This window comes from Klenkia soli, from assembly GCF_900103975.1.
Lineage (GTDB): Bacteria > Actinomycetota > Actinomycetes > Mycobacteriales > Geodermatophilaceae > Klenkia > Klenkia soli.
Genome location: NZ_FNIR01000009.1, coordinates 174,918 through 186,366 on the forward strand (window position 1 = coordinate 174,918; position 11,449 = coordinate 186,366).

Below are 11,449 nucleotides of genomic sequence, written 5' to 3' on the forward strand. Positions count from 1 at the left end.
GACATGTTAGCGCTAACAACAGTGGTTCGGAACACACCTCACCCGCCGGGATCAGCGCGGGGGTGCACCCGTCGACCGGCGGACCAGCAGCCGCGGCTGCACCTGGTCGGCTTCGCAGTGCTGCCCGGCGAGCCGGGCGAGCACCAGCTGGACCCCGCGCCGGCCGAGCTCGGAGAAGTCCTGCTGCACCGTGGTCAGCGGCGGGCTGAAGTACGGGGCCTCGGGGACGTCGTCGAACCCCACGACGCTGACGTCGCCCGGGACCGACAACCCCTGCTCGTGCAGGGCCACCATCAGGCCCAGGGCCATCTGGTCGTTGCCCGCGAACACCGCGGTGATGGGTTGCCCGCCCCGGATGCGGGCCGCCACCTCGATCCCCACCTCGTGCCCGGACGACGGCCACCAGTCACCGTGCCACAGCTCCCCGGGCGGGGCGCCGGCCTCGGCGAGGGCGTCGCGCCAGCCCTCCACCCGCCGCCGGGACTCCATCGAGTGCTCCGGGCCGGAGAGGTGGTGGACGGTGGTGTGCCCGAGCCCCAGCAGGTGGTCGACCACCAGCCGGGCACCGGCCTCCTGGACGACGGTGACGGTCGGGCCGAGCTCCTCGCCGCCCATCTGCACGGCGACCAACGGCACGGGCGGGTCCAGCACACCCAGCGCCGCCACGGCCTCCAGGTCGGCGGTGTGCACCACGACGGCGTCGACGGACTGGGCCACGAAGCGGTCGACGGCCTCGGCGATGCTCTCCACCCCGGCGCCCTCGACGATCGCCACCGAGAGGGAGTAGCCGGCCACCCGGGCTGCCTGCTCCAGGCCGATCATGGTCTGCGCGGGGCCGTACTGGTTCACGTTCATCGTGACCAGCCCGATGGTGCGCGAGGAGCCGGTCACCAGCGCGCGGGCGGCCGCGTTGGGCCGGTAGCCCAGCTCCTCGATGGCCCGCTGCACCCGCGACCGGGTCACCGGCGCGACGTTCGGGTGGCCGTTGACCACCCGGGAGACGGTCTGGTGGGACACCCCGGCGCGGGCGGCCACGTCGCTCATCACGAGCGGGCGGGCCGGGGCGGAGCCGGTCGTGTCGGTCGACACCTGCGGTTCCTCCCCGGCCCGGACCGTCAGCGGCCGCCGGCGCGGCGCTTGTTGTAGACGTCGAAGGCGACGGCCAGCAGCAGCACCAGGCCCTTGACCATGGACTGGATCGACTGGTCGATGCCCAGCAGCTGCATGCCGTTGCTCATCACGCCGACCAGCAGACCGCCGACCATGGCGCCGACGACCGTGCCCACGCCACCGGTGACGGCGGCGCCACCGATGAAGGCCGCGGCGATGGCGTCCAGCTCGAAGCTGTTGCCGGCACCGGGCTGCGCACCGTTGGACCGGGACGAGAACACGACACCGGCCACGGCGGCCAGGAAGCCCATGTTCACGAAGATCCAGAAGTTGACCGCCTTGACCTTGACGCCGGAGAGCGTGGCCGCGGCCAGGTTGCCGCCGATGGCGTAGACCTGGCGGCCGAAGACGGTCCGCTTGGTGACCACGCCGTAGACCATGATCAGCACGGCCAGGATGACCAGCACGTAGGGCAGGCCGCGGGCGGTGGCCAGCTGGTAGGCGAAGGCCATGACGACCGCCGCGACCACGACGACCTGGGCCACGAACAGCGGGAACGAGGGGACCGGCTGGTTGTAGCGGATGCGGGCGAGCCGGGTGCGGAACTGGCTGTAGCCGTAGGCCACCACGGCCACCGCGAAGATCAGCAGGGTGAACGCGTCGAACCCGTTGCCGCCCAGCAGCCCGTTGCTGAAGCCCGACGCGATCTTGCCGTACTCCGGGGTGAAGGGGGACAGCGAGACGTTGTCGAGCACCTGCAGCGTCAGGCCGCGGAACAGCAGCATGCCGGCGAGGGTCACGATGAACGCCGGGATGCCGACGAAGGCCACCCAGAACCCGTGCCACGCGCCGATCAGCAGCCCGACGGCGAGAGCGGCGAGGACACCGACCCACCACGGCTGGTCGTGCCGGATGACCAGCACCGCCGACACCGCGCCGGTCACCGCGACCACCGACCCGACCGACAGGTCGATGTGCCCGGCGATGATCACGATGACCATCCCGATCGCCAGGATCAGGATGTAGGAGTACTGCAGGATGATGTTGGTGATGTTGCCCGGCGACAGCGACGTGCCGCCGGTGATGATCGCGAACAGCGCGACCACCACGACGAACGCGATGTAGATGCCGCTGGTGCGCAGGTTGCGGGTCAGCAGCGTGCGGATGTCGCTGGTGCCGACGCCGAGCGCGGCGGCCGGTGCGACGTCCTTGGCCTTCGTGGCGTCATCCGCCTGGGGCTCCGAGGTGGGGCCGACGCTGCGCGTCATCCGACGAGCTCCTTCTCCTGGGTCATGAGGGTCATGAGGCGTTCCTGGGTGGCTTCGGCGACCGGCACCTGGCCGGTGATGCGCCCCGCCGAGAGGGTGTAGACGCGGTCGCAGATGCCGAGCAGCTCGGGCAGCTCGGAGCTGATGACGACGACGGCCTTGCCGGCGGCGACCAGCTTGTTGATGATCGTGTAGATCTCGTACTTGGCGCCGACGTCGATGCCGCGGGTGGGCTCGTCGAGGATCAGCACGTCGGGGTCGGTGAGCAGCCACTTGCTCAGCACGACCTTCTGCTGGTTGCCGCCCGAGAGCTTGCCGACGATCGACTTCACCGTGGGCGCCTTGATGTTCATCGAGCGGCGGCCCTCCTCGGCCACCTTGGTCTCCTCGTTGGCGTCGACGAAGCCCCGCGTCGAGAGCTTGTCCAGCGCCGCCGCGGAGTTGTTGCGCGCGATGTCGTCGATGAGGTTGAGGCCGTACTTCTTGCGGTCCTCGGTCGCGTAGGCGATGCCGGCGTCGATGGCCTCGGCGACGCTGCGGGCTTTCGTCTCCCTGCCGTGCAGGAAGATCTTGCCCTCGACGAAGGTGCCGTAGGAGCGGCCGAAGATGCTCATGGCCAGCTCGGTGCGACCGGCGCCCATGAGCCCGGCGATGCCGACGACCTCGCCCGCCCGGACGTCGAAGCTGGCGTGGTCGACGACCAGCCGGTCCTGGCTGGGGTGCTTGACCGTCCAGCCCTCGACCCGCAGGACCTCCTCGCCCGGGTGCGACTCGCGCTCGGGGTAGTAGGAGTCCAGCGCGCGCCCGACCATGCCGCGGATGATCCGGTCGACGGTGACGTCGGGGTCGGCCATGTCCAGGGTCTCGACGGTCTGCCCGTCGCGGATGATCGTGGTGTGGTCGGCGATCGCGTCGATCTCGTTCAGCTTGTGCGAGATGATGATCGAGGTGATGCCCTGGTCCTTGAGACCGCGGATCAGCCCGAGCAGGTGCGCGGAGTCGGTGTCGTTGAGCGCGGCGGTCGGCTCGTCGAGGATGAGCAGCTTGACGTCCTTGCTCAGCGCCTTGGCGATCTCGACCAGCTGCTGCTTGCCGACGCCGAGCTGGCCGACCGGGGTGACCGGGTTCTCGTCCAGGCCCACGGAGCGCAGCAGCTTGCCGGCCTCGGCGTTGGCCAGGTTCCAGTCGATGAGACCCAGGCGGCCGCGCTTCTCGCTGCCCAGGAAGATGTTCTCGGCGATCGAGAGGTAGGGCACCAGGGCGAGCTCCTGGTGGATGATCACGACGCCGGCGTGCTCGGAGTCGCGGATGCCGCCGAAGGACACGACCTGGCCGTCGAAGACGATCTCGCCGTCGTACTCACCGGCCGGGTAGACCCCGGACAGGACCTTCATCAGGGTCGACTTGCCGGCGCCGTTCTCCCCGCAGATCGCGTGGACCTCGCCGCGCTCGACCGACAGGGTGACGTCGGAGAGCGCCTTGACGCCGGGGAAGGTCTTGGTGATGGAGCGCATCTCGAGGATGTGGTCGGACATCGGACTCCGTCGTCTCGCAGGGCCGGGCGGTGGTTCTGGGTTCCGTGCAGGTGGTGCGGGTGGCGCTGGTCGTGCAGGTCCCTCGTGGAGCCGGCCGGGCCCGGCAGCGTGCGCTGCCAGGCCCGGCCGGGTTCAGGGGAGGGTCAGTCGGCCTGGCCGGACTGGACCTCGGACTCGGTGTAGTAGCCGGAGTCCACGAGCACGGACTGGATGTCGTCCTTGAACACCGTCTGCACGGGCAGCAGGTAGGCCGGGACGACCTTGTTGCCGTTGTCGTAGGACTCGGTGTCGTTCGCCTCGGGCTCGTCACCCTCGAGGAACGCCTGGGCAGCCGTGACGGCCTGCTCGGCCAGGTTGCGGGTGTCCTTGAAGATCGTGGAGCTCTGGACACCCTGGTCGATCAGGGCGACCGAGGCGATCTCGGCGTCCTGGCCGGTCACCACGGGCAGGGCCCGCGGGGTGGAGGTCAGGTTCGGGCCGTAGCCGGCGTTCTGCAGGGCGGTGATGATGCCGCGCGAGATGCCGTCGTAGGGCGACAGGACGCCGTTGAGGACCGTGCCGTCGTTGTAGGACCCGGTGAGCAGGGTCTCCATGCGCGACTGGGCGGTCTCCTGCTGCCAGCGCAGCGTGGCGGCCTGCTCGATGTCGGTCTGGCCCGAGGGGACGACGAGCGTGCCGTCGTCGATCAGGGGCTGGAGGACGTCCATCGCACCGTTGAAGAAGAAGAACGCGTTGTTGTCGTCCAGCGAACCGGCGAACAGCTCGATGTTGAACGGCCCGGTGGCCGAGCCCTTCGAGCCGTCGGCGTTCTGCAGGCCCAGGCCCACGAGGAGGGCGTTGGCCTGCGCCTGGCCGACCGCGAAGTTGTCGAACGTGACGTAGAAGTCGACGTTGTCGGTGTCGCGGATCAGGCGGTCGTAGGCGATGACCGGGATGTTCGCGTCGGCGGCGGCCTGCAGCTGCGAGCTGAGGGCGGTGCCGTCGATGGAGGCGACGATCAGCAGGTCGGCGCCCTCGGTGATCATCTGGTCGAGCTGCTGCTGCTGGGTCGGGATGTCGTCGTTGGCGTACTGGAGGTCGACCTTGTAGCCGGCGTCCTCGAGCTGGGACTCGACGTTGTTGCCGTCGGCGATCCAGCGCTCGGAGGTCTGGGTCGGCATCGAGACACCGATGGTGAGGTCGGACGGGTCGGCGTTCGCCGTGTCGTTGCCCCCGCCGGAACCGGCACCGCCGCCACCGCAGGCGGTCAGGCCGAATGCCAGCGCGGCACCCAGAGCGGTCAACCTGAGCTTGTTGCTCACTGCTATCTCCTCTACGAGACGTCTGCCGCCGTACACATCTCGGCGCTCAGGCCCGCGTCTGTGCGAGCGCTCACATTGTGAACGCTAACAACGGGGGCCCGTCAAGACCGCACGACCCCGTCGCGGTCACGTTCTCGTAACGAACCTGGTGCCCGGCTGTCATGTCGCCGGGTTCCGGATCGGCCCGGTGCAGGCCGGTGCGTCGTCCTGGCACCGCCGGACCGGGTGCAGGCGCGACGAACCGGGCCCCGTGGTCCTCGGTGGCCCCACCCGTCCGGGGTGGTCGGCGACGGCCGGTTCAACTCCGGACCCGCACGAGCCGACACCAGGGGGACGAGACGAGTGGACCGGGACACCCCGGCGGGCCCGTCAGGACCGGAGACCCGTGAGCACCCCGCCAGCACCCACCGCCACCCCGCCCCCCGGGCCGCCCGCCACCACGCGCCGGCACCGGTGGTTCGGCACGCGGGATCCGCGCACGGCCGTCCGCCTGGCCATCTGGGTGATGCTCCCGGCTGCCGTCGTCCAGGCGTGCTTCGCCCTGTTCGGCGACCAGGGCACCGTCGCCGACGTCGGTTCGTGGCTCACCGTCGGCGCGCTCGTGCTGGTCAGCCTGGGGCTGGCCCGGACCGACCCGCACCGCTGGGACGCCCTCGGACTGCTCGCCCTCGTGCCGCTGGGCGGCGCCGTCGTCCTGTCCACGCTGAACTGGGTCACCCGCGACACCTCCGCCGCCGCCCAGGTGTTCGCCGTCCTGCCGACCCTCTGGGCGGCCTCGCAGCTGCGCCCGGTCGGGGCCTGGGCCGTCGCCGCCTTCTCCGGGGTGACCAACGCCGTGCTCGTGCTGCACCTGGAGGTGCTCGAGAAGGCCGTCCCCGACGCCGTCTTCGTCGCCGCGACGCTGGCGCTGGCCACCGGGCTGCTGGCCCACGCCGGGGACAAGCAGGAGCACCTGGTCCGGCGGCTGCGCGAGCAGGCCACCGTCGACCCGCTCACCGGTCTGGTCACCCGCCACGTGCTGGACGCCGCGCTGGCCGGGTCCGTGGGCGGGTCGGCCGGGCACGGCACCGCGCTGGTCCTGGTCGACGTCGACGAGTTCAAGGCCGTCAACGACCAGCACGGCCACCCGGTCGGGGACGACGCCCTGCGCCACCTGGGCCGGGTGCTGCGGGACGCCGTGCGCGACGGGGACGCCGTCGTCGGCCGGCTCGGCGGTGACGAGCTCGCCGTCCTGCTGACCGCGTGCCCGCCCGAGGTCGCCGAGCGCCGCGCCCACGACCTGGTGGCCGCCGTCCGCGCGCAGCCGCTGCCGCTGGCCGACGGCACCCTGCTCCGGCTCACCGTCAGCGTGGGCGTCGCGCAGTCCCCGACCCACGCCGGGGACGTCCGGACGCTCTACACCGCCGCCGACCGCGCCCTCTACGAGGCCAAGCGCGGTGGCCGCGACCGCGCGGTCGCGGCCACCGGACCGCTCAGCGCAGGGTGACCTGGCGGGAGAGCAGGCCGGCCCGCGAGCGGCGCTCGTCGGCGGTCAGCGGGTCGGTGACGGCCAGGGCCGCGGTGAGCCGCTGGTCCAGCTCGGTGGCCGGTCCGGTCCAGTCCGCCGCCGGGACGTCGGCCGGGACGTCCCACACCGGGACGACGAGACCGTGCGCGCGGAAGGCGCCCGCGTACTTCGTGCCCTCGCCCAGCGTCAGCTGCTCGGCGCCACCGAGCCGGGCCAGCGCGTCCAGCAGCTGCTCCTCGGGCTCGGGTCGCACCCACCGCAGGTGGGCGCGGTCGGCGGCGGGCCGGCACCAGTAGGCCGCACCCAGCCCGGCGAGCAGCACCGTGGGGATGATCGCCTCGTTGGCCTGCTCCAGGCCGGCCAGGGCCGCCGGGCCCGCGCCGGTGCCCTCCAGCCAGAAGCCGAAGTCGTCGTGCACGGTGACCTCGAGCTCGGCCGCCGGGTCCAGCAGCTCCTGCAGCCGCGGGCCGGCCGACCCCTCGGCACCCACCGGACCGGGGTCGACCGGGTTGCCCGCCGGGGCCTCGAGCGCGGCAGCCAGGGCCGTGCCCAGGTCGCGGCTGACGTCGTCGGAGGAGGCGGCCAGCTGGACGCCGAGCAGCACCTCGCCGTTGGCCCGGACCAGGCCGGGGGCACCGCCGGGGAGCACGCTGGCCAGGGTCGCCGTGCGGCCGTCCTTCGTGGTCAGCACGGCGGTGGCGGCCGGCACGAGCTCGCGCAGGGCCACCCAGTGGACCTCGCCGGGCAGGCCCTCGAAGGGCCGGGTGACGACCGGGGCGTAGGCCGAGCCGTGGCAGTGCTTGTACTTGCGGCCCGAGCCGCACGCGCACGGCGCCTTCGGATTCTGCTCCCCCGCCGCGGCGGGGGTGGGGGCGGGACGGCGCTTGGTCTGCGTACGGGCCATGCGTCCGAGCCTATGCGTCGGGCAGGTGCACAATCGCCCGGTGCTGGACCTGACCGACGCCGCCTTCGTCGAGGACCCCTACCCCGCCTTCGCCGCGGCCCGCGACCGGGCGCCGGTGCAGTGGGACGACGGCCTGGGCATGTGGCTGGCCTACGGGCACGCCGAGGCCAACGCCGTGCTGCGCACCCGGGCGCTGGGCCGGATCTGGACCGACCGCGCCCCGGCCGAGCGGTTCGGCCAGTTCAACCTGATCCACCGCAACGCGATCCTGGAGATGGAGCCGCCGGACCACACCCGGCTGCGCCGGCTGATCAGCGCCGCGTTCGCCCGCGGGCACGTCGAGCGGCTGCGGCCCTGGGTCGAGGAGCTGGCCGGCTCGCTGGTCGACGGCATGGTCGAGCGCTCGGTCGCGGGCGAGCCGGTCGACCTGTTCACCGGCATGGCCGAGCAGCTGCCGGTGGAGGTCATCGCCGAGCTGCTGGGCGTGCCGCAGGCCGACCGCCCGCTGCTGCGGCCGTGGTCCAACGCGATCGTGAAGATGTACGAGTACGGCCGCACCACCGAGACCGAGGACGCCGCCGAGGTCGCCGCCGCGGAGTTCGTCGCCTACCTGCGCGACCTCGCCGCGCAGCGGCGCACCGCGCCGGGTGAGGACCTGCTGACCCACCTGGTCACCGCGCGCGACGCGGACGGCGACCGGCTGACCGAGGACGAGCTGGTCACCACCTGCGTCCTGCTGCTCAACGCCGGCCACGAGGCCACGGTCAACGTCACCGGCAACGGCCTGCTCGCCCTGCTGCAGCACCCCGACCAGCTGGCCCGCCTGCGGGCGGACCCGGCGCTGCTGCCGACCGCGATCGAGGAGCTGATGCGCTTCGACGCCCCGCTGCAGCTGTTCGAGCGCACCGCCACCGCCGACGTCGAGCTGGGCGGGGTCACCGTGGCGCAGGGCCAGAAGATCGCCGCGCTGCTGGGGTCGGGCAACCACGACCCGGCGGTGTTCGAGGCCCCGGACACCCTGGACGTCGGCCGCACCGACAACCCGCACATATCCTTCGGCGCCGGGGTGCACTTCTGCATCGGGGCACCGCTGGCCCGGGTCGAGCTGCAGGCCTCGTTCGGGGCGCTGCTGGCCCGCACGTCGAGCCTGGAGCTGGCCGGCGAGGCCCGTCGCCGGCCCGAGTTCGTCATCCGCGGCCTGGCCGAGCTGCCGCTGTCGCTGGAGCCGGTGGCTACCCACGGGTAGAAGGTGTCGGCTGTCACTGGTTTGATGCCGCTCATGCGCGGCCTCATGCAGCAGACGCCCCTGACGATCGACTCGATCTTCCGCTACGTGGAGCGACACCACGGCGACAAGACCATCGTCACGAACTCCCCCACCGGCCCGGTGCGGACGACCTACGCCGAGTGGGCGGTGCGCACCCGCAAGCTCGGCGGCGTGCTGGACACCCTGGGCATCAGCGCCGACGGCCGGGTGGGCACCTTCGCCTGGAACAGCGCCCGGCACCTGGAGCTGTACTTCGCCGTCCCCAGCACCGGGCGGGTGCTGCACACGCTGAACATCCGGCTCTTCCCGGAGCAGCTGACCTACATCGCCAACCACGCCGAGGACGAGGCGGTCTTCGTGGACCGCACCGTGCTGCCGCTGCTGTGGCCGCTGATCGACACGATGACCACCGTCCAGCACGTCGTGGTCATGGACGACGGCGGCGACAACGAGATCCCCGACGACCCCCGGGTCTCCCTCTACGAGGACCTGATCGCCGCCGCCGAGCCCGTCGACTTCCGGGTCGAGGACGAGAACACCGCGGCCAGCATGTGCTACACCTCGGGCACCACGGGCAACCCCAAGGGCGTGCTCTACAGCCACCGCTCGACGGTGCTGCACACCATGGCCGTGGTGCAGCCCAACGTGTTCGGCATGGCCGAGACCGATGTCGTCATGCCGGTCGTCCCGATGTTCCACGCCAACGCCTGGGGCCTCGCGCAGGCCGGTCCGGCCGTGGGGGCCGCGATGGTCTTCCCCGGCCCGATGATGCAGCCCAAGGCGCTGGCCGACCTGATCGTCGACGAGGGCGTCACCTTCACCGCCGGGGTGCCCACGATCTGGCAGGGCGTGCTGCCCGAGCTGGAGGGCCGCGAGCACAAGCTGCGGGACATCGGCTGCGGCGGCTCCGCCGTCCCCAAGGCGCTGAGCGAGGCCTACCGCGAGCGGGTCGGCCTGCCGATCCTGCAGGCCTGGGGCATGACCGAGACCCACCCGGTGGCCACCTCGGCCCGGCTGCCGCGCCGGCTGTTCGACGGCTCCGACCAGGACAAGGCCGCCTACCGCGCCCGCGCCGGCATCCCGTTCATGGGCGTGGAGGTGCGCATCGTCGAGGCCGGCACCACCGACGAGCTGCCCTGGGACGACGTCGCCACCGGCGAGCTGCAGGTCCGCGGCTCGACCACCGCGCTGGACTACTACAACCCCGACGAGGGCGTGGAGCTGGCGACGTCGGACGGCTGGATGAAGACCGGCGACGTCGCCGCGATCGACGCCAGCGGTTCGGTGCGCATCGCCGACCGCACGAAGGACCTGATCAAGTCCGGCGGCGAGTGGATCAGCTCGGTCGACCTGGAGAACGCGATCATGAGCCACCCGAAGGTGAAGGAGGCCGCCGTCATCGGCATCCCCGACCCGAAGTGGGACGAGCGGCCGCTGGCCTGCGTCGTCGTCGCCGACGGCCAGGAGCTGACCGCCGACGAGGTGATCGAGCACATCACCCCGATGGTCGCCAAGTGGTGGCTGCCCTCGGCCGTGGAGTTCATCGACGAGGTGCCCAAGACCAGCGTCGGCAAGTTCTCCAAGAAGGACCTCCGCACCCGCTTCGCCGACTACGGGTCCTGAGCTCCTCCTGACCTGGTTGACAGCGGCCGCTCAGGGTCCCGTCACCCACCGTTCAGACGGGGATGGTCCAGTGCGCTGACCCATCCCCGTCCGGACGGCAGGTCCCCGTGAACGAGCGCGTGCTGGTGCTGCTCCCCACCTACGACGAGCGGGAGAACCTGCCGCGGGTGGTCGGCAGGATCCGGGCCGCCGTCCCCGAGGCCGACGTCCTCGTGCTGGACGACGCCTCCCCCGACGGCACCGGGGAGGTCGCCGACGGGCTGGCCCGGTTCGACTCCTCGGTGCACGTGCTGCACCGCAGCGGGAAGGCCGGGCTCGGCGCTGCCTACCGGGCCGGGTTCGCGTGGGGCCTGGAGCGCGGGTACGACGTGCTGGTCGAGATGGACGCCGACGGCTCGCACCTGCCCGAGCAGCTGCCCCGGCTGCTGCACGCCCTGGCCGACGCCGACGTCGTCCTGGGCTCGCGGTGGGTGGCCGGCGGCGAGGTGGTCAACTGGCCGCTGCACCGGCAGCTGCTCTCCCGCGGCGGCAGCGCCTACACCCGGTGGGCGCTGGGCCTGCGGCTGCGCGACGCCACCGGGGGCTACCGGGCCTACCGGGCCCACGTGCTCGAGGACCTCGACCTCCGGTCCGTGACCTCGCAGGGCTACTGCTTCCAGATCGACCTGGCCTGGCGCGCGCTGCGCGCCGGGTGCCACGTGGTCGAGGTGCCCATCACCTTCGTCGAGCGCACCCTCGGCGTCTCGAAGATGAGCGGTGACATCGTCCGCGAGTCGTTGGTGCGGGTCACCCGCTGGGCCATCACGGAGCGCAGCGGCCAGCTGGCCCGCATCGCCCGGGGCGAACCGGCCCGGGCGCGTCCGGGGTCCGCACCGCGCAGCCGGATGCTCCGCCTCGAGCTGGACGGCGCAGCCTGACCGGCACCGCGACCGGG

General features: G+C 72.1%; 9 protein-coding genes. 4 read left to right on the forward strand and 5 right to left on the reverse strand.

The features are described from left to right. Positions 1-51 precede the first annotated feature (51 nt). From BLS67_RS15195 to chvE, 4 genes are all read right to left on the reverse strand, one after another. A complete protein-coding gene (locus BLS67_RS15195; protein WP_242654113.1) occupies positions 52-1,089 on the reverse strand; it encodes a LacI family DNA-binding transcriptional regulator in 1,038 nt (345 codons plus the stop codon). Positions 1,090-1,115: 26 nt separating this feature from the next. Next, positions 1,116-2,378 (reverse strand): multiple monosaccharide ABC transporter permease, encoded by a 1,263-nt coding sequence (gene mmsB, locus BLS67_RS15200; RefSeq protein WP_091246690.1) that lies wholly within the window; start codon positions 2,376-2,378, stop codon positions 1,116-1,118. Next, positions 2,375-3,913: a multiple monosaccharide ABC transporter ATP-binding protein gene (gene mmsA, locus BLS67_RS15205; protein WP_091246692.1), complete on the reverse strand. Its 1,539-nt coding sequence runs from the start codon at positions 3,911-3,913 to the stop codon at positions 2,375-2,377. Before mmsA ends, mmsB begins: the two co-directional genes overlap by 4 nt. 143 nt (positions 3,914-4,056) lie before the next feature. Beyond that, positions 4,057-5,214, reverse strand: coding sequence for a multiple monosaccharide ABC transporter substrate-binding protein (gene chvE, locus BLS67_RS15210; RefSeq protein ID WP_091246693.1), 1,158 nt, complete (start codon positions 5,212-5,214; stop codon positions 4,057-4,059). A gap of 385 nt (positions 5,215-5,599) precedes the next feature. Between chvE and BLS67_RS15215 the strand changes: the two genes are divergently transcribed. Continuing rightward, complete coding sequence (locus tag BLS67_RS15215) at positions 5,600-6,700, forward strand: GGDEF domain-containing protein (protein WP_091246695.1); 1,101 nt, start codon at positions 5,600-5,602, stop codon at positions 6,698-6,700. Here BLS67_RS15215 and BLS67_RS15220 read toward each other — a convergent pair. Beyond that, positions 6,687-7,625, reverse strand: a complete 939-nt coding sequence (locus BLS67_RS15220) for a DUF5926 family protein (RefSeq protein ID WP_091246697.1) — start codon at positions 7,623-7,625, stop codon at positions 6,687-6,689. The two genes, BLS67_RS15215 and BLS67_RS15220, sit on opposite strands and share 14 nt — an antisense overlap. Before the next feature lie 40 nt (positions 7,626-7,665). Here BLS67_RS15220 and BLS67_RS15225 point away from each other — a divergent pair, with 40 nt between their 5' ends. The 3 genes from BLS67_RS15225 (at position 7,666) to BLS67_RS15235 (ending at position 11,432) form a co-directional block, all read left to right on the forward strand. After that, positions 7,666-8,871, forward strand: a complete 1,206-nt coding sequence (locus BLS67_RS15225; protein ID WP_242654114.1) for a cytochrome P450 — start codon at positions 7,666-7,668, stop codon at positions 8,869-8,871. Positions 8,872-8,916: 45 nt separating this feature from the next. Next, the gene (locus BLS67_RS15230; protein ID WP_242654115.1) at positions 8,917-10,515 is read left to right on the forward strand and encodes a long-chain fatty acid--CoA ligase; all 1,599 of its coding nucleotides are present in this window, start codon (positions 8,917-8,919) and stop codon (positions 10,513-10,515) included. Between the two features lie 107 nt (positions 10,516-10,622). Further along, positions 10,623-11,432 carry a polyprenol monophosphomannose synthase gene (locus BLS67_RS15235; RefSeq protein WP_242654116.1) on the forward strand — a complete coding sequence of 270 codons (810 nt, stop codon included), beginning with the start codon at positions 10,623-10,625 and terminating at the stop codon, positions 11,430-11,432. The last annotated feature ends 17 nt before the right edge of the window (positions 11,433-11,449 follow it).